The sequence below is a fragment of the Aeromonas sp. JL9 genome, from assembly GCF_024436075.1.
GTDB classification, from domain to species: domain Bacteria; phylum Pseudomonadota; class Gammaproteobacteria; order Enterobacterales; family Aeromonadaceae; genus Aeromonas; species Aeromonas veronii.
Genome location: NZ_JANFNV010000002.1, coordinates 193,609 through 212,076, shown reverse-complemented (window position 1 = coordinate 212,076; position 18,468 = coordinate 193,609). Strand labels below are relative to the sequence as shown.

The 18,468-nt window shown below is 61.0% G+C and carries 17 protein-coding genes; 9 read left to right on the top strand and 8 right to left on the bottom strand.

All coding sequences use genetic code 11. The features are described from left to right. Positions 1-77: 77 nt before the first annotated feature. Complete coding sequence (locus tag NOM06_RS02970) at positions 78-644, bottom strand: cysteine hydrolase family protein (RefSeq protein ID WP_255909850.1); 567 nt, start codon at positions 642-644, stop codon at positions 78-80. 49 nt (positions 645-693) lie between these two features. Next, positions 694-1,857, bottom strand: a complete 1,164-nt coding sequence (locus NOM06_RS02965; RefSeq protein ID WP_255909848.1) for an FAD-dependent monooxygenase — start codon at positions 1,855-1,857, stop codon at positions 694-696. 265 nt (positions 1,858-2,122) lie between these two features. Between NOM06_RS02965 and miaB the strand changes: the two genes are divergently transcribed. The 5 genes from miaB (at position 2,123) to lnt (ending at position 7,794) form a co-directional block, all read left to right on the top strand. Beyond that, a complete protein-coding gene (miaB, locus tag NOM06_RS02960; protein ID WP_255909846.1) occupies positions 2,123-3,556 on the top strand; it encodes a tRNA (N6-isopentenyl adenosine(37)-C2)-methylthiotransferase MiaB in 1,434 nt (477 codons plus the stop codon). 54 nt (positions 3,557-3,610) lie between these two features. Beyond that, a complete protein-coding gene (locus NOM06_RS02955; RefSeq protein WP_005362369.1) occupies positions 3,611-4,660 on the top strand; it encodes a PhoH family protein in 1,050 nt (349 codons plus the stop codon). After that, complete coding sequence (gene ybeY, locus NOM06_RS02950) at positions 4,657-5,121, top strand: rRNA maturation RNase YbeY (RefSeq protein ID WP_255909844.1); 465 nt, start codon at positions 4,657-4,659, stop codon at positions 5,119-5,121. Before NOM06_RS02955 ends, ybeY begins: the two co-directional genes overlap by 4 nt. 95 nt (positions 5,122-5,216) lie before the next feature. Then, entirely contained in the window at positions 5,217-6,101 is an 885-nt protein-coding gene (gene corC, locus NOM06_RS02945) for a CNNM family magnesium/cobalt transport protein CorC (protein ID WP_005354092.1), read from the top strand. 148 nt (positions 6,102-6,249) lie between these two features. Continuing rightward, positions 6,250-7,794: an apolipoprotein N-acyltransferase gene (gene lnt / locus NOM06_RS02940; protein WP_139439948.1), complete on the top strand. Its 1,545-nt coding sequence runs from the start codon at positions 6,250-6,252 to the stop codon at positions 7,792-7,794. A 65-nt stretch (positions 7,795-7,859) separates the two neighbouring features. On the opposite strand, the gene nqrE is transcribed toward lnt, so the two are convergent. The 5 genes from nqrE to NOM06_RS02915 form a co-directional block, all read right to left on the bottom strand. Beyond that, entirely contained in the window at positions 7,860-8,459 is a 600-nt protein-coding gene (gene nqrE, locus NOM06_RS02935; RefSeq protein ID WP_255909842.1) for an NADH:ubiquinone reductase (Na(+)-transporting) subunit E, read from the bottom strand. A 199-nt stretch (positions 8,460-8,658) separates the two neighbouring features. Further along, positions 8,659-9,051, bottom strand: coding sequence for a hypothetical protein (locus NOM06_RS02930; protein WP_167565033.1), 393 nt, complete (start codon positions 9,049-9,051; stop codon positions 8,659-8,661). A 259-nt stretch (positions 9,052-9,310) separates the two neighbouring features. Then, positions 9,311-10,492 carry a MerR family transcriptional regulator gene (locus tag NOM06_RS02925; RefSeq protein ID WP_255909840.1) on the bottom strand — a complete coding sequence of 394 codons (1,182 nt, stop codon included), beginning with the start codon at positions 10,490-10,492 and terminating at the stop codon, positions 9,311-9,313. A gap of 156 nt (positions 10,493-10,648) precedes the next feature. Beyond that, on the bottom strand, positions 10,649-12,379 hold the full coding sequence (gene recJ, locus NOM06_RS02920) for a single-stranded-DNA-specific exonuclease RecJ (RefSeq protein WP_255909838.1): 1,731 nt from the start codon (positions 12,377-12,379) through the stop codon (positions 10,649-10,651). Further along, positions 12,345-12,992 carry a disulfide isomerase DsbC N-terminal domain-containing protein gene (locus tag NOM06_RS02915; RefSeq protein ID WP_255909836.1) on the bottom strand — a complete coding sequence of 216 codons (648 nt, stop codon included), beginning with the start codon at positions 12,990-12,992 and terminating at the stop codon, positions 12,345-12,347. The genes recJ and NOM06_RS02915 overlap by 35 nt, the downstream gene beginning before the upstream one ends. A 316-nt stretch (positions 12,993-13,308) precedes the next feature. On the opposite strand from NOM06_RS02915, the gene mscL reads away from it, so the two are divergent. Then, positions 13,309-13,719, top strand: coding sequence for a large-conductance mechanosensitive channel protein MscL (gene mscL / locus NOM06_RS02910; RefSeq protein WP_047438040.1), 411 nt, complete (start codon positions 13,309-13,311; stop codon positions 13,717-13,719). Positions 13,720-13,791: 72 nt separating this feature from the next. On the opposite strand, the gene xerD is transcribed toward mscL, so the two are convergent. Then, positions 13,792-14,691 carry a site-specific tyrosine recombinase XerD gene (gene xerD, locus NOM06_RS02905; RefSeq protein WP_255909834.1) on the bottom strand — a complete coding sequence of 300 codons (900 nt, stop codon included), beginning with the start codon at positions 14,689-14,691 and terminating at the stop codon, positions 13,792-13,794. Positions 14,692-14,941: 250 nt separating this feature from the next. On the opposite strand from xerD, the gene fldB reads away from it, so the two are divergent. From fldB to NOM06_RS02890, 3 genes are all read left to right on the top strand, one after another. Then, the gene (gene fldB, locus NOM06_RS02900; protein WP_005335151.1) at positions 14,942-15,460 is read left to right on the top strand and encodes a flavodoxin FldB; all 519 of its coding nucleotides are present in this window, start codon (positions 14,942-14,944) and stop codon (positions 15,458-15,460) included. Between the two features lie 202 nt (positions 15,461-15,662). Then, positions 15,663-17,063, top strand: coding sequence for a TldD/PmbA family protein (locus tag NOM06_RS02895; RefSeq protein ID WP_255909832.1), 1,401 nt, complete (start codon positions 15,663-15,665; stop codon positions 17,061-17,063). Then, the gene (locus tag NOM06_RS02890; RefSeq protein ID WP_255909830.1) at positions 17,063-18,403 is read left to right on the top strand and encodes a TldD/PmbA family protein; all 1,341 of its coding nucleotides are present in this window, start codon (positions 17,063-17,065) and stop codon (positions 18,401-18,403) included. The genes NOM06_RS02895 and NOM06_RS02890 overlap by 1 nt, the downstream gene beginning before the upstream one ends. Positions 18,404-18,468 lie beyond the last annotated feature (65 nt).

Sequence of the window (18,468 nt, the reverse complement as noted above, 5' to 3'; positions counted from 1 at the left end):
CCCAAAAGCGCAGCGGCCCGACAGGGGGCAGCAGAGTCAATCTCAACACGGTGATCGGGCGCAGCCTGCGTTAAGGATCAAGCCAGCTGGGACACCTTGATGATCTCGGCGATGCGGCTAAGCATGCGCAGCGAGGTGTGATGCTCGGTGGCATCTGCGGCAGCGCAAGCGTCCTCCAGAATGGTGATGGCGTAGTCGCGATCGTGACCATCCCGCGCCGCCGCCTGAATGGCCCAGCTGGTGCTCACCCCGCACAGATAGAGGTGATCGATATGGTTGGCCCGCAGCGCAGGCTCCAGCGCCGTGCCATAGAAGGGGCTGACCCTGGGCTTGGTCAGCACCAGATCGCCGGGTTGCACATCCAGATCCGGGTGAAAGTCGGTGCCACTGTCAGCCAAAGAGAGCGCACCCAACTGGTGAGCGCGACCAAACATGGGAGACCCCTTGGGTTGCAGCTGATAGCCGCTATCAAAGCCCACCTTGATCAGCACTACCAGCCAGCCGTGGGCGCGAGCATGGGCCAGCGCCTGATTGGCATACGCAATGGCACTCTGCTCCAGCACATGAGTTGCAGAGGCAGCAATGCGCCCGTCGGGATGGGCGATGTCGTTGATAAAATCAATCACCAGCAGTGCCTTGTTCATCACCTTTGCTCCTTCGCAAATTCAGCCCGCGCTATCTGGGTCCTACCTGTCAAACCAACCCCAGCGCATAGCGCAGTGCCATCTCCTTGAGCGGGCCCGCCTTGTCCGCCAGATTGAGGGCCAGATTGCGGGCCAGCTTGAGGGGACCAATCTCGTTGCTGAACACCCCGTAGAAGAGATCCATCCCCGACTGCATCAGCAGGTTGTCGGGACGACGGCGCCGCTCGTAACGGTCGGCCAGCGCCAGCTGATGCCAGTCGGCGCCAGCTCCTTGCAGCAGATCAGCCCAGCAGGCCACATCCTTGAAGCCAAGGTTGACCCCCTGCCCCGCCAGCGGGTTGATGGTGTGGGCAGCATCGCCAAGCAGTACCACTCGACCGGCGTGGTAGTCGTTGGCGTGGCGGCGCACCAGCGGGAAGCTCCCCTTAGCCGTCACGGTAAACCCGCCGAGGCGACTCGGGAAGTGGCGACGCACTTCGGCGGCGAGCGCCTCGTTGCTCATGGCCGCCAGCGCCCGGATACGGGCCGGGCTGTCATACCAAACCAGGGATCCGTGCTGGCCGGGCAGCGGCAGGAAGGCGCGCGGGCCGCTCGGGGTGAACTGCTGCCAGGTGATATCTTCCTGCGCAAAGTCGGTGTCGATATTGATCAGCATGCAGTGCTGGCGGTACTCGAAGCGCGATACGCCGATACCCGCCAGCTTGCGGGTGTGGGATTCGGCACCGTCGCAGGCCAGCACCCAGCGTGCGGCCAGCTCGGTGCCATCATCCAGAGTCAGCACAGCTTCATCCGCACTCTGGCGCAGGCTGGTCACCGCCGCCGGGGTGTGGGTCTGGATGGTGGGAAAATCCTCCATCCGCTTGAGCAGGGCGAGCTGTACCAACCGGTTTTCGATGATGTAGCCGAGCTGGGGCAGACCGAGATCGGCGGCATTGAAGCGGGTGGCAAAGCCGTCCAGCTCCCAGGTCTCCAGCCGGCGATAGGGGCACAGCCGCATCTGCTGCAGATGATGCCAGGCACCGGCCTGCTCCAGCAGCGCCACCGAGGCCTGACTGATGGCGGAGACCCGCAGATCCAGCGGCTGCGACCGTGCGTAATGCTCCGGCAGTTGGGTCTCGATGACCCGTATCGAGAGGCCCTGAGCTGCCAGCAGACAGGCGGTGGCGGCGCCCACCATGCCGGCGCCGACGATGGCGATATCACACTGTTCCATACATTTATTCCTGAAAGGGTGCGTCCGGCGACAGCGCCCGGACGTGAACCGGATGGCTGCATGATAGCGCAAGGGCGACTGATAAACAGTGAGACAAACGGGGAATTGCTGCGTCAAATCAAGGAGAAAGCTTATTGAGCTTGCTGGCAACAGGTATCGGGTGAGCACCATTGCCAGCTGGATATTAGCTAGGCAGTATCCAGATTGCGGAGTAAAATGCGCGGTCCTTTGACCATGCCGATTTCAAAACAAGTCAAGAGAAGCAATGAGCAAGAAACTTCACATTAAAACCTGGGGTTGCCAAATGAACGAGTATGACTCGTCCAAAATGGCCGACCTGTTGGATGCCAGCAATGGCTACACCCTTACCGAAGAGCCCGAAGAGGCAGATGTCTTGCTGCTGAATACCTGCTCCATCCGCGAAAAGGCGCAGGAGAAGGTGTTCCACCAGCTGGGACGCTGGAAAAAGCTCAAGGCCAACAAGCCCGGTCTGGTGATCGGCGTGGGTGGCTGCGTTGCCTCTCAGGAGGGCGATGCCATTCGAAGCCGAGCTCCCTATGTGGATATCGTGTTCGGCCCGCAGACCCTGCATCGCCTGCCCGCCATGATCAAGGAAGTGCAAGAGGGCCGTGGTGCCCAGGTTGATATCGCCTTCCCCGAGATCGAAAAATTCGACAGCCTGCCCGAACCGCGCGCCGAAGGGGCCACCGCGTTCGTCTCCATCATGGAAGGCTGCTCCAAATACTGTACTTACTGCGTGGTGCCCTATACCCGCGGTGAAGAGGTAAGCCGACCGCTGGACGACGTGCTCTACGAAATCGCCCAGCTCGCCCAGCAGGGCGTGCGCGAAGTGAACCTGCTCGGCCAGAACGTCAACGCCTACCGCGGTCCGACCTTTGATGGCGGCATCTGCACCTTCGCCGAGCTGCTGCGTCTGGTGGCCGCTATCGACGGTATCGATCGCATTCGCTACACCACCAGCCACCCGATCGAGTTCACCGACGACATCATCGAAGTCTACAAAGACACCCCGGAAGTGGTCAGCTTCCTGCACCTGCCGGTGCAGAGCGGCTCCGACCGCATCCTGACCATGATGAAGCGCCCGCACACCATTCTGGAGTACAAATCCAAGATCCGTCGCCTGCGTGCCGCCCGTCCCGACATCACCATCAGCTCCGACTTCATCGTTGGCTTCCCGAACGAGACGGACGAAGACTTTGAAGCGACCATGAAGCTGATCGAGGATGTGGGTTTCGATATGAGCTTCAGCTTCATCTTCAGCCCGCGCCCGGGCACCCCGGCCGCCGACATGCCCGACGATGTCGATATGGAAGTGAAAAAAGCCCGTCTGGCCCGCCTGCAGCACGTCATCAACAACCAGGCGATGCAGATTGGCCGTGCCATGCTGGGCACCACCCAGCGCATCCTGGTGGAAGGGCCCTCCAAGCTCGACCCGATGCAGCTGTGTGGCCGCACCGAGAACAACCGGGTGGTCAACTTCGAAGGCCAGCACACCCTGATCGGCGGCTTTGCCGACGTGGAGATCACCGAGGTGCGTCCCAACTCCCTGCGCGGCAAGTTCATCCGCGGCGAGAGCGAGATGAACCTGCGGATCGCCACCGCCCCGAGCGAAATCCTGGCCCGTCGCCCGGATAACGTACCGGACGAGCTGGGCGTTGCCGCCTTCACTCCCCATTAATCCCCTCCTCCCCATTCGCCCGGCGGATGGGGAGCGCCTTGAGACGAGGATATTTTGAGCCGACACATCTCGACCCTGAATCTGCATCTGGAGCCCGCCGACAACCAGCGCCTTGCCAGCCTGTGCGGCCCCTTCGATGACAACATCAAGCAGCTGGAGCGCCGCCTCGGCGTCGAGATCAGCTACCGTGACAGCCACTTCCAGCTGGTGGGCAAACCGGCCCAGCTGGATGCCGCCGCCGTCATCCTCAAGCACCTCTATGTGGAAACCCAGCCCCTCAAGGGTGGCAAGGTGACCGATATCACTCCCGACATGGTCCATCTGGCCATTCAGGAGTCGCGGGTGCTGGAGCAGGATGACGAACCGGCGCCGAGCATCCCCTATGGCAAGGAGGTGACGGTCAAGACCAAGCGCGGTCTCATCAAGCCACGTAGCCCAAATCAGGCCCAGTACATTGCCAATATCGTGCGCCACGATATCTGCTTCGGCATAGGCCCGGCCGGTACCGGCAAGACCTATCTGGCGGTCGCAGCGGCGGTGGATGCGCTGGAGCGTCAGGAAATTCGCCGCATTCTGCTGACTCGTCCGGCGGTGGAAGCGGGTGAGAAGCTCGGCTTCCTGCCCGGGGATCTCTCCCAGAAGGTGGATCCTTACCTGCGCCCGCTCTACGACGCCCTGTTCGAGATGCTGGGTTTTGAGCGGGTCGAGAAGCTGATGGAGCGCAACATCATCGAGGTGGCGCCGCTCGCCTATATGCGCGGAAGAACCCTCAATGACGCCTTTATCATTCTCGATGAGGCCCAGAACACCACCACCGAGCAGATGAAGATGTTCCTGACCCGCATCGGCTTCAACTCCAAGGCCGTGGTCACTGGCGACATCACCCAGGTAGACCTTCCGCGCAACGCCAAATCCGGCCTGCGCCACGCGCTGGAAGTGCTGCCAGGGGTCGATGGTCTGTCGTTCAACTTCTTCGAATCCAAAGACGTGGTGCGCCACCCGGTGGTAGCCCGCATCGTGCAGGCTTACGAGGCATTCGATGCCAAACAGGCAGCCGAGAAGGTTGCCGGCCAAACAAACGCCAGCAAAGAGAGCGAGCAATGAGCGTAACCCTGGATCTGCAACTGGCCAGCGCCAGCACTGTTGGCCTGCCCACCGAAGCCCAGTTGCAAGGCTGGCTCGATGGCACCATTCTCGGCTTCCAGCAGGAGGCTGAAGTGACGGTGCGTATCGTCGACGAGGCGGAGAGCAACGAGCTCAACCTCACCTATCGCGGCAAGGACAAGCCCACCAACGTGCTCTCCTTCCCGTTCGAGGCACCGCCCGGTCTGGAGCTGCCGCTGCTCGGCGATCTGGTGATCTGCCGTCAGGTGGTGGAGCGCGAAGCACAAGAGCAGGGCAAGCCCCTCATGGCCCACTGGGCCCACATGGTTGTGCACGGCAGTCTGCATCTGCTAGGTTATGACCATATCGACGATGAGGAAGCTGAAGAGATGGAGCAGCTGGAACGCGACATCATGCAAGAGCTCGGTTTTGCCGATCCTTATCTGAACGACGAAGTGTAAAACGCCGGACGGTCATCCACTTGAAACAGCAGATGGCCATCCTTATATAACCCGAACAATTTCAAGTGTGTTGAAGCGAGTAACCAAGAGAAAAAATGACCGACGATCACCCTAGTACCGGCTCGCCGAAGAAAACCTGGCTCGACAAACTCAGCCAACTCTTCCAGGGCGAGCCAAAAGACCGCAATGATTTGGTAGACGTGATAGCCGATGCCGAAGAGCGCGACCTCATCGATCAGGACACCAAGGACATGATCGAGGGGGTGCTGGAGATTGCCGATCTTCGCGTGCGCGATATCATGATTCCCCGCTCCCAGATGGTGACCATCGAGAAGTCCCAGCCGGTGGATGCAATCCTGCCGGTGATCATCGAGTCCGGCCACTCCCGCTTCCCGGTGATCAACGAGGACAAGGATCATGTGGAGGGCATTCTGCTCGCCAAGGATCTGCTCCCCTTCGGGTTTGGCGGCCATCACGCCAGCGAGCCGCTGCAGCTCGAGAAAATCTTGCGCCCCACGGTGATCGTGCCGGAAAGCAAACGGGTTGACCGTCTGCTCAAGGAGTTCCGTGAAGAGCGCTACCACATGGCCATCGTGGTCGACGAATTTGGTGGCGTCTCCGGTCTGGTGACCATCGAAGACATACTGGAACTTATCGTTGGCGAGATCGACGACGAGTTTGACGACATCGAGGATGAGCCGGACGAAATCCGCCGCCTCAGCAAGCGGGTCTTCTCCATCAGTGCCCTGACCGAGATCGAGGATTTCAACGACTTCTTCGGCACCAAATTCAGCGATGAAGAGGTGGACACGGTGGGTGGTCTGGTAATGCACGCCTTCAGCCACCTGCCAAAGAAGGGCGAGGAGATCGAGCTGGACGGCTACCTGTTCAAGGTGATGCATGCCGACCGGCGTCGTCTGCAGCAGCTGCAGGTGAAGATCCCCGAACACCACGCGGCGGCGCAATCCGAGCCGCAATAAGCAGATCCGCTCGATGTGTGAAACAACGCCCCGACCTCGGGGCGTTGTGCTCTCTGCCACCGGCATCGAGGCTCGCCGTTGCCCCGCTTACAGGTTAAGATACCGGCCATTCGACCCCAGTTGCACACCAAGACGAGCACCATCGCCCGTGAGATTATCCCCTGTTACTTCCAAAATTCTGTTAAGCCTCAGTGCATTGGCCTCTGGTGCCATCGCCGTGCTGGCCTTCTCCCCCTTCGGCTACTGGCCGCTGGTGATCCCCTCCCTGCTTGGCCTCTACGCCCTGCTGGACAAAGCCACGCCGAAACAGGCCGCCTGGCGCGGTTTTGGCTACGCCATGGGACTCTTTTTGCCGGGGCTATGGTGGATCCATGTCAGCATGACCGAGTTTGGCGGCATCCCGCTGCCGGTCGCCTTTGTGCTGCTGGCCGGGCTCTCCGCCTATCTGGCCCTCTACCCGACGCTCGCCTGCTGGGTCTTTGCCCGCTTCTTTGGCGGCCGTCACTGGAGCCGCTGGCTGCTCGCCTTCCCGGCCCTGTGGTTGGTGGCTGACTGGCTACGTGGCTGGGTGATGACTGGCTTCCCCTGGCTCTGGTTTGGTTACAGCCAAATCGACGGCCCGCTCAAGGGCTTTGCCCCCATTCTCGGGGTGCAGGGCATCACCCTCGCCCTGTTGCTGTCCGCCTCCGCTATCTGGCTGGTGTGGAAATCCCGCTCCCCGCTCTGGCTGGCGGTGCCTGCCCTGCTGGTGGCCGGTGCCCACGGTCTGATGCAGCTCAACTGGGTCACCCGTGGCGAGCCGGTCAAGGTGGCACTGGTGCAGGGCAATATCGCCCAGTCCCTCAAGTGGGATCCGGAGGCGCTGGCCCCCACGGTGCGCACCTATCAGGACTTGAGCCGCGAGAATCAGGATGCCGACATCATCATCTGGCCGGAGTCGGCGATCCCAGCCATCGAGAAGGCGATGGGCCCCTATCTGGATAATCTGGACAAGGCGATGAAGGTGAACGATACCGGCCTGCTGGCTGGGATTATTCACTACGACGAGCAGCAACAGCGCTTCTACAATACCGTGCTCGGCATGGGGGTGCAGGATGCGGATGGCAAGGAGTCCTACTTCTACAACCACTCCAACCGCTACAACAAGTACCACCTGCTGCCCATCGGCGAGTTCGTGCCGTTTGAAGATCTGCTGCGCCCCATCGCCCCCTTCTTCAACCTGCCGATGTCCTCCTTCAGCCGGGGTGACGAAGTGCAGCCAAACCTGATCGCCAAGGGGCTCAAGTTTGCCGCCGCCATCTGCTACGAGATCATCTTCCCGGAGGAGGTACGCCGCAACGTCAATGCCGATACCGACTTCCTGCTGACCGTCTCCAACGACGCCTGGTTCGGCACCAGTATCGGCCCCTGGCAGCATATGGAGATCGCCCGGATGCGCGCGCTGGAGCTGGCTCGTCCGCTGCTGCGGGATACCAATACTGGCATCACCATCGTGACCGAAATCGACGGCAGCATCATCGGCCAGATCCCGCAGTTTGAAGCGGGCGTGCTGCGCAGCGAGGTGCGTCCCGCCCACGGCGAGACCCCCTACATGCGCTTTGGTAGCTGGCCCCTCTACGGCCTGACCGTGCTGCTGCTGGGTCTGGCGCTGGCGCTGCGCCCCAAGGCTCACCCCTGGGCCCGCGAGCTGTAATGGCCATCCGCAATCCCTGATAAACAACGAGGCGCCCGCTGGCGCCTCGTTTTTTTCATCTCCAATCAAAGCGATATGCCTGAGAAGGACATAAAGCCGAGGGACATCAGCCCCGCCACGATAAAGGTGATGCCGATGCCCCGCAGCCCCTCGGGTACATCAGCGTACTTCAGTTTCTGGCGCAGCCCGGCCATGGCGACAATGGCCAGCAGCCAGCCAAGCCCCGAGCCTGCGCTGTAGACCAGCGACTCGGCAAAATCGTAATCCCGCTGCGCCATAAACATCACCCCGCCGAAGATGGCGCAGTGCACCGTCAACAGCGGCAGATAGATGCCGAGCGCCTGATAGAGCGCCGGAACGAACTTGTCGAGCACCATCTCCATCACCTGCACCAGCGCCGCCAACACCCCGATGTAGATGATGTAATCGAGAAATCCCAGATCGAATTCGCCGAACAATGTGCTGCCTGCCCGCAAGATATGGCGGTAAATCAAGTTGTTGAGGGGAATGGCGATCACCATCACCACCAGGATCGTCATGCCAAGGCCAAAGGCGGTGTTGATGTTCTTCGAGACGGCCAGAAAGGTACACATCCCCAGAAAGAATGCCAGGGCGAGGTTTTCGACAAAGATTGAGTGAATAAACAGGTTGAGGTAGTAGTCCATAGGTGTGCTCACCAGGTGTTTGCGCAAAGAGAAAGTCTGCCTCTGGCCGATGGCCAGCAGCATGGACGAAACAACAGAAAGCGCGGACGCAGTACCGGACGATAGAGCGCAGGCAGCAGGTGTCAGCCTGCCCCGTCAGTCAATCGGGAGCGTTAAAAGCCGTGTGAAAATGTGGATGAGCGTCCGCCAGCCGGGTGAGCTAGTCGCCGTGACAGAAGCGAAATTGCAGATGGTGGCCGCAGAGTTGCCGTTTATGCAGATAGCCAACGTGGCCACAAGCTTGTCTGACATAGATCAGCGGCACAAAGAACAGCAGGCCACAGAGCAGGCCGAGGATATCGTGCTGGAACCAGGCCAGCAGCATCTGGTAGAGATGGCCGTCCCGCTCCTTCGCCAACCGCCGCCCCTGCTCGACCCCGTGGCGCCACTGGTTGCCCGGCAGCAAGCCGACCGTGTCGACCAGACGCTGGTTGAGCGGGTCTTGCAGTGCCATCCCCGCCATCGCCCCGGCAGATGGCCCCTGCGAAACGGCGCTCAACCCAGCTGCGGCAAAAGCAGCGAGCCACAGAATGCAGGCGATGGCAAAGGCCATTGCACCGTGCTGTATGCGGCTTGGGGGTAAGCGACTGGCAAGAGGCAAGGTTCGAGCTCCTTCAGGGATGACAGGAATGCGGGGATAAATATATCACAAGCCATCGCTTTATTGGATTTTGATATTCACCTAATCATGCAAATCAGCACTAAAAACTCAATTATCACTGAACTTAGCATTTAAAAACTAAAACAAATGGGGGAGCATCTGCTCCCTCGTCCGGTCACTGGCTCACCCTCAATGGCAATAGCCATCCTCTTCACAACGCCTGCAGGCAGCAGATCACATAGCCGTAACTGCCCAGATATTGGCGGTGGATGGCCACTTCCCGGCTCAAGTCCTGCCAGGCGGGGCTCTCCCCCAGCTCGTCTCTATAGCGCACCAGATTGACCTCGATAGGGTCCAGATAGTTGTTCCAGGCGCTCATCGGCAACGGAGTGTGTGACAGGCAGCGGTAGCCTGCCGCTTGTATCGTCTCAAGCAGGCCCGCCAGCGTCTGCATGGCGGGATAATCCTGCTGCCAGAATGCCAACGCCTCCTCGGGCGGGTTATCGGTCAGCCAGACCGAATCGCTCAGCACGATGCAAGCCTGCGGGCTTGAAAGCAGCGGACGCCACGCTTTCAGCGCATTGGCAACCCCCATCACGTAAGCGCTCCCCTCTGCCCAGATGAGGTCGGCCGGGGCCAGATCGTCCGGCAATGCCGCCATGTTGGCGCAGAGGGTGGAGACATGCTCAAAGCCTGCCGCACGGGCGGAGTGCGCCACGGCGGCCAGCGCCTCCTCTTCCAGATCGATGGCCACAATGTCGGCATCAGTCACCTGCGCCAGAGCCATGGTTGAAGCCCCGCGCCCGCAGCCCATGTCGAGGATCCGGCGCGGCCGGATGGGCAAGGCGGCAAACTGCTGCTGAGTAAAGGCGCGATCCCCCGGCCCCCAGTAACTCATGCCATCCAGCAGCTGGATAAAGTCCTTGATGTAACGCTCATGTTCATTCATGTCTTTGCTCAACCATTGCAAGTGGTAGCGATCTTTCTCGCTAAAACCCTGTTTCATCACCCACGCGAAGTAGGCCTCAGGTGCCTCGCGCTGCAGTTGCAGCTGCCAGGCCTTGAATTCCTCACCGGAGCGCGGGCGCAGCCCTGCCAGATCCGCCAACAGATCCCGGGCGCGCTGCATCCGCGCCAGCTCCTCATCCAGCTCCCTGACCCGGGCCTGCAATGCCGCTTGATCTATCTCGCCAGCCAGACAGGCGAGGCACTGCTTGAGGCTGAGACCACCCGCCTGCAGGGCCTGAACTATCTGCAGTCGCTGCAGATCCCCCTCGTCATAGTGGCGATAGCCGTTGGCGGCCCGGGTACCGGCAATCACCCCCAGCTTCTCGTAATAGAGCAGGGTGGAGCGGGCGAGACCGCAGCGGCGGGCCAGTTCGGATATTTTCATGGCAATCACTCACGGTGCAGGCCATCGGTGACCCGATAGAGACGAGCTTAAACTGTGAAGCTATAGACAGGTCAACGCCCTTTTCCAGAGGTCCGCCATCAAAAACGGCCACCCGAGGGTGGCCGTTGTCAGCGATAGGGCTGCGATGCTCTTGACTCAGAGACCGGCCGCTTCCAGATGCTCCACCAGCAGCTGCACGCTGCGGTTGCCGCGCCACTCGTTGACATCGAGCCGGTAGACAAGCCGCACCCGCTTCACCGAGGCATCGGGCCAGCGCTTGAGATCGACGCCAAAGGCGATGGCATCCACCGCGTGACCAGAATCGGTTGTCAGCATCATCTTGAGGTGCTTCTCCCCTACCAGCCGCTGCTGCACCAGCACGAATTCGCCGTCAAACAGTGGCTCGGGGAAGGCCTGACCCCAAGGGCCGGAGGCGCGAATCAGCTCCGCCAGCTCGATATTGAGTTCGTCCGGCAACAACTCGCCATCGGTGAGCAACACCCCGGTCAAAAGCTCCGGTGTCACCAGCTCACTGATGACCGCCTCAAAGGCCCGACCGAACGCCTCGATGTTGGCCTTGGGCAGGGTCAACCCCGCCGCCATGGCATGGCCGCCAAACTTGCCCATCAGGCCCGGATGGCGGGTATCGAGCAGTTCCAGTGCATCGCGCAGGTGCACGCCTGGGATGGAGCGGCCGGAGCCCTTGAGCTCGCTCTCGCTGCTCTCGGCAAACGCGATGACAGGGCGGTAGTACTTCTCCTTCACCTTGGAGGCCACCAGCCCCACCACCCCCTGATGCCACTCGTCCCGGTGCAGCACTATACCCGACGGCACCTCGCCATCGCGAAACCGGATCTGCTCCAGGGTGGCGAGGGCCTCCTGCTGCATCCCCTGCTCGATCTCCTTGCGCTCCTGATTGAGGCTGTCCATCTCGGCCGCAAGCTGGCGCGCCAGATTGAGGTCATCGCAGAGCAGACAGGCGACCCCGAGGGACATGTCATCGAGACGGCCCACCGCGTTGAGACGCGGCCCCAGCGCAAAACCGAGGTCAGCGGCGGTGAGGCGACGACCGTCGCGACCCGACACATCCACCAGCGCCTGAATGCCGGGGCGACAGCGGCCGGCCCGGATCCGCTGCAAGCCCTGATGGACCAGAATACGGTTGTTGCCATCGAGCGCCACCACGTCGGCGACCGTGCCGAGCGCCACCAGATCGAGGTAATCCGCCACATTGGGGGCGCGTAGCCCTTGCCGTTCATACCAGCCGAGCTGTCGCAGATGGGTGTTGAGGGCCGCCATCAGGTAGAAGGCCACCCCCACCCCGGCCAGCGACTTGGAGGGAAAATCGCAACCGCGCTGGTTCGGGTTGACGATGGCATCAGCGTCAGGCAGCTCCTGACCCGGCAAATGGTGATCGGTAACCAGTACCTGCATACCAGCCGCCTTGGCTGCCGCCACCCCGGCGATGCTGGAGATGCCGTTGTCTACCGTGATCAGGAACTCGGCGCCGCGGGCCACCGCCAGCTCGACAATTTCGGGGGTAAGGCCGTAGCCAAATTCGAAGCGGTTGGGCACCAGAAAATCGATATGGCGACCGCCCATGGCACGCAGGGCCAGCACACACAGGGCCGAGCTGGTGGCGCCGTCACAGTCGAAGTCACCGACAATCAGGATCCGTTTCTGGGCGGTCAGAGCCTCCGCCAGCAGCGGCACCGCCTGCTCCATGCCATGGAGGCGCTGGGGCGGCAACAGCTGGCTGGCGCTGCGCTCCAGCAGGGCAGGATCCTCTACGCCACGGCTGGCGAAGATTTGGCGAAGCAGGGGATGCAGGGTGGCAGGCAGATGGGAATCATCAACTCGCGGACGACGACGAATGTGCAGAGGCATCAAAATTATCCAGTATCTTGAGCAGCTGTTCGGGGCTCTGATACCCGCGCACCAGATCCCCGTCGGAGGAGACCCAGGCAGGCAGTACCTTGACCCCCAACCATTGGCTCAGGCCAATATTTTGGATAAGGGTCTCACTACATGCCGTTTGAGGCAAATAGGCTTTTAACGGATCATTTTGCAGCAGGGGATCGCGGCACCAGTCGGCGGCCCGTTCGGCGTGATCAATCACCGGATAGAGTGCCACGCTCACCCCGGATGCCTGCAGCCGTTTCAACGTAGTAGAAAGCTTATGGCGTGCTGCGTCTCGCTCGCCGAGAAAGAGCGCGACCCGGTGACGCTCATCCCGGGCCTTGAGCACGATGGGGGCATGGGCCACCTGTGCCAAGCCAAGTCGGCGCTGCTCGCGCATACCCGAGATGGTCAGGTTCTTCATGTCGCGGGTCATATCCAGCATGACCCCCTGCACCACATAATCCCCTTTGGCATCGCTGTAGAGCACCCCCTGCGAGGTACCCAGCATATACAACCCCGCGATCGGGGTCGGTTCAACCAGATAGACGGGGACCCCCAACCGGGCCGTGATGGTCTGTTTCAAGGCTTGGGTATCCATCCCCGCTCTGGCAGCAAATGTGCACAAAAGCATCATTCCCAGTAGTAAATACTTCACTTGTTTACTCACGTGGTATGAATGAATCGACCCAGCAAACTACAGCAGCGCAGCTCATCATTCAATCAGCTACTTACCAAAAAATTAATATCACTTTGTACCAAAAAAATGGCTCCCCCCGATTGCCAAGGACTCATAACGCCCGCAAGCTAGTCAGGACGACAGGAATAACGCGGCTTAGCCTCTGTTTTTCCTGACAAGAGTTCGCCCTTTGGCAAGGGTAATCAACGCGCTATCTTGTTTAATTTCGGAGGAAATAATGAGTCTGATTCAAGAGTTCAAAGCCTTTGCCGCCCGCGGCAACGTCATCGACATGGCGGTTGGTATCATCATTGGTGCCGCCTTCGGCAAAATTGTCTCCTCTTTTGTCGGTGACGTGATCATGCCGCCCATCGGCCTGATCCTGGGCGGCGTGGACTTCAGCGACCTGGCGGTCACCCTGAAAGCCGCAGAAGGTGCAACACCCGCCGTGGTCATCGCCTATGGCAAGTTCATCCAGACCATCATCGACTTTCTGATCATCTCCTTCGCCATCTTCATGGGACTGAAGGCCATCAACACCCTCAAGAAAAAGCAGGAAGAAGAAGCCGCCGCCCCGGCAGGCCCGACCAAGGATCAGGAGCTGCTGACCGAGATCCGTGATCTGCTGAAATCCCAGCAAGGGAAATAAGCGCCATCTCCTGTCGTGTAGAGATAAAAAAACCGCCTGCTGGCGGTTTTTTGTTTTTGGGAGGCCGGCTACTCAGGCTCTGGGGTGGTGCTCACCGTGCAACGCCTTGAGTCGCTCGTTGGCCACATGGGTGTAGATCTGGGTGGTGGAGAGATCCGCATGGCCCAGCAGCATCTGCACAACCCGCAGATCGGCGCCGTGGTTGAGCAGATGGGTGGCAAAGGCGTGGCGCAAGGTGTGAGGGGATAGCTCGCCGTTGATCCCGGCCCGCATGGCATAGAGTTTGATGCGATGCCAGAAAGTCTGGCGGGTCATCATACGGGCCTGCTTGGAGGGAAACACCACATCCGAGCTGGTGCCCCCCAGCAGCAGGGTGCGGGCCTCCCGGTAGTAACGCTCCAGCCAGTGCATCGCCTCCTCGCCCATCGGCACCAACCGCTCCTTGTTGCCCTTGCCGACTACCCGCACCAGCCCCTGACGCAGACTGACATGCTCGGCAGTGAGCCCCACCAGCTCGGAAACCCGCAAGCCGGTGGCGTAGAGCAGCTCCAGCATTGCCTTGTCCCGCAACTCCAGCGGGTCATCCACCAGCGGCGCACTCAAGAGTGCCTCCACCTCCGTTTCGCTTAAATCGGAGGGGAGTTTTTTCGGCAGCTTGGGCCCCTCCAGCAGCACGGTCGGATCATCGCTGCGCAGCTTCTCACGGTTGAGATACTGATAGAAACGGCGCAGGGCCGAGAGAAAACGGGCGGTGCTGCTGGCCGCAAACTGGTGATCGACCCGCCAGGCGAGGTAGTGCTGGATCTCGTCCATCCCCGCCAGCAGCAGCGAGCTCCCCTGCTCGTCGAGCCAGAGGGAGAACTTCTCCAGATCGCTGCGATAGGAGCTGACCGTGTTGTCAGACAATCCCCGCTCCAGCCAGAGGGCATCGAGAAAGGGTTCAATCAGGGGATGGGGGTCGGGTTTGCTCATGGTGCGCTGCAATCAGGGGATCAATGGCCCATTGTAACGCGCCAACTCCTTGGAAAGACAAGGCACTTTCATTGGAAAGATAAGGCACGTTTGCCACACCCCTTGCCGGGCGGTGAAGGTCGAATGGCAATCTGCTAGACTGGCGCCCTCCCCTTACGTTACCCATCGTGTTGCCAACATGGCGCAGCCCACACGAGCATGAGAGAACGCGCCAAAAGCAAGCGAGAAAGCGCCAACAGAGAGAAGAGCGATGAAGATTGGTCTGTTTTACGGTTCCACCACCTGCTACACCGAGATGGCTGCCGAGAAGATCCGCGCCCTCATCGGCCCCGAGCTGGTGGATATTCACAATATCAAGGATGTCTCCCTGCGCCGGATGGAGGATTACGAGATCCTGATCCTCGGCATCTCCACCTGGGATTTTGGCGAACTGCAGGAGGACTGGGAGTCCCGCTGGGAAGATATCGCCGATCTCCATCTGGAGGGACGCATCGTGGCCCTGTTTGGCCTCGGCGATCAGCTCGGTTATGGCGAATGGTTCCAGGACGCCCTCGGCATGCTGCACGATCAGCTGGTGCCAAAAGGGGTCAAGCTGGTGGGCTACTGGCCCAACGAAGGGTACGAATTCGATGCCTCCAAGGCACTGATCGACGATGGCCGTCACTTCGTCGGGCTGGCCCTTGATGATGCCAACCAATATGACCAGACCGATCCGCGCATCGAGCAGTGGGTCGAGCAGATCCTGAGCGAAATCCACGCCCTGCTCTGATCTTTCCCACGTTTTGGCAAAACGACCCTGAGCGCCTGGCGCTGGCCGCCGGGCGCAGTTATCGCACCGATTTTCTCAATCGGTATCATCGCATGACGCTATAGCGACTTTTTTGTGCTGGTCTGCAACAATGGACTCGACATCCCATAACAATCAGAGCCGGATGTCGGAAGCAAACGGACAGACCAGAAAAGGATATTCTATGACCCCATTCTCCCTGTTGGCCCCCGCCATCGCCCGTGACGTGCTCGATCACGCGCTGGCGCTGGGTGCCGATTTTGCCGAGCTGTTTGTCGAGCGCAAGCGCCGCAGCCAGCTCAGCCTGCTCTCCAGCCAGATAGAGAACATCAGCGGCGGCCTCGATTTCGGCATCGGCGTGCGCCTCTGTTACGGCCACAAGGTGCTCTACGGCTACACCAATCTGGCCAACCGCGACGAGCTGCTGCGCATCGTCACCCTGCTGGCGGCCAAAGACCGCCGCGACCCCGTGGTGACCGCCACCGCCTTCGATTTCACCCGCCTGAGCGATCGCAACCCGGTGGCGCTGCCGCTCTCGGCAGACAAGCTGCTGGAGCAGAAGATCGCCTATCTGCACGCCATGGATGCGGCGGCCCGCGCCGAGAGCAGCAAGGTGAGCCAGTTCTCCGGCAACGTGCTGGGCTGGGAGCAGGAGGTGGAGATCTTCAACAGCGAAGGAGTGCAAGTGGCCGATCGCCGCCACTACAACCGCATCATGGCCCAGACCATCGCCATGGAAGGGAGCGAGCAGAGCGTCGGTTACGAGGCCCCCGGCGCCCTGATGGGCTGGGAGCATGCCGATCGCATCGATCCGCGCGAGCTGGCCCTCACCGCCACCCGTCAGGCACTGGTGAAACTGGGCGCGGCTCCCTGCCCGAGCGGCACCCTGCCGGTCATCATGGAGAATGGCTTTGGCGGCGTCATCTTCCACGAGGCGTGCGGCCACCTGCTGGAGACCACCTCGGTAGCCAAGAAGGCCTCGGTATTCCACGACAAGATGGGCCAGCTTATCGCCAATCCGGTGGTCAATGCGGTGGATGAAGGCTTGCAAAGCAATGCCTGGGGCTCCATCAACGTCGATGACGAGGGGATGGCGACCCAGCATACCCAGCTCATCAAGGACGGCGTGCTGACCGGCTTTCTGGTGGACAGAATGGGCGCCCTCAAAACCGGTTACGCCCGCACCGGCTCGGGTCGGCGCGAATCCTACAAGTACGCCCCCACCTCGCGCATGCGCAACACCTATATCGAACCGGGCAACCATAACCTCGACGATATGCTGGCTACGGTGGAACACGGCATCTACGCCAAGAAGATGGGGGGCGGCTCGGTACAGCCCGGCACCGGTGAATTCAACTTCAACGTGCAGGAGGCCTACCTCATCGAGCACGGCAAGATCACCAAACCGCTCAAGTCGGCCACCCTGATCGGCACCGGCCCGCAGGTGCTGAAAGAGATCTCCATGGTGGGCCGCAACCTGGCACTGGCCGCCGGTATGTGCGGCTCGGTCTCGGGCTCGGTCCCCACCTCGGTGGGCCAGCCGGCGCTGAAAGTGGACAATATTCTGGTGGGAGGGAACGCCTGATGAGCACCATCGACATGAACCAACTGCTCACCCGCCTGCTGGACAAGGTGGCCAATCTCAACGCAGAAGCGGACATCATCACCAATCAGGAGAGAGCCTTCTCACTCAAGGCTGACAAGGGCGAACTCGGCGAATACAAGGTGACCAGCAGCCAGCAGCTCGGCATTCGCCTGATAAAAGAGGGCCGGGTCGGCATCGCCTACTCGGAATCGCTCGATGAGGCGGCGCTCGATGCCATGTTGCAAGATGCCCTCGATGCCAGCCGCTTTGCCAAGGTGGACCCGGATCAGCGCATCTCGGTGGCCAATAGCCGGATCACCACAGATTGTGCCGAGATCAACCAGCCCGATACCACGCCGGCTGAGGAGAAGATCGCCCTGGCCCTGCGCCTGGAGTCCGACATGCTGGCCATGCCCGATGTGAGCGGCGCCCCCTATAACAGCTTCTTCGAAGGGGAGAGCCAGCTCTGGCTCGCCAACAGTCAGGGCACCCTCTGCCAGCACGGCGAGTTCAGCGTCGGCTGCTACACCTCGGCGCTGGTCGAGCGGGATGGCCGCCAGTCGATGCACTCGCAGGGGCAATATGGCCGTCGCTTCGACGAGCTGGACAGTCAGGCCCTGATCGAGCAGATCTACGCCATCGCCGATGGTCTGCTGCCCGGTGAAGCGGTGCCGAGCGGCCGCTACAGCGTCATCTTTAGCACCAACTGCTTCGCCAGCCTGTTTGGCTGCTTTCAGGGCGTGCTGTCGGGCAAGTGGGCCCAGCAGGGGATCAACCCCTGGCGCAGCAAGGTCGGCCAAAGCGTGGCGTCACGCTGGCTCACTCTGGAAAGCCGGGTCTATATGCCTGGCGGCATGAACATCAAGGCGTTTGATGGCGAGGGAGCGGCCAGCTCGGATCTGCTGCTGATTGGCGAAGGGGAGCTGAAAACCCTGCTCCACAACAGCGCCACCGCCCACCACTTTGGCGTCGCCAGCAACGGCTCGGCCGCCCGCGGTGCTCGCAGCGCCCTCGATGTGACCGCTCGCCATCTGGTGTTCGGCGCGGGCCCCCATAGCGAAGCGGAGGTGCAGAGCGGTGACTATCTGGAGCTGGTCAAGCTGGATGGCCTGCATTCGGGTGCCGATGCGGTGAGCGGCGACTTCTCCTTTGGCGCGTCGGGCTTCCTCTGTCGCGATGGCGTTCGCCTGCAGCCGGTGCGCGGCATCACGGTAGCGGGCAACTTCTATCGCCTGCTGGGCGAGCTGGAAGCGGTCGGTGACACCCTGCACCACAACGATGGCAAGGGCTTCTACACCCCGCAGATCCGTTTTGGCGGCCTATCCGTCGCCGGCAAGTAAACGCCCCGACGAAACCAGCAAGCAAGAAAAAGGCGCCTGATGGCGCCTTTTTCTCGTTATCTCGT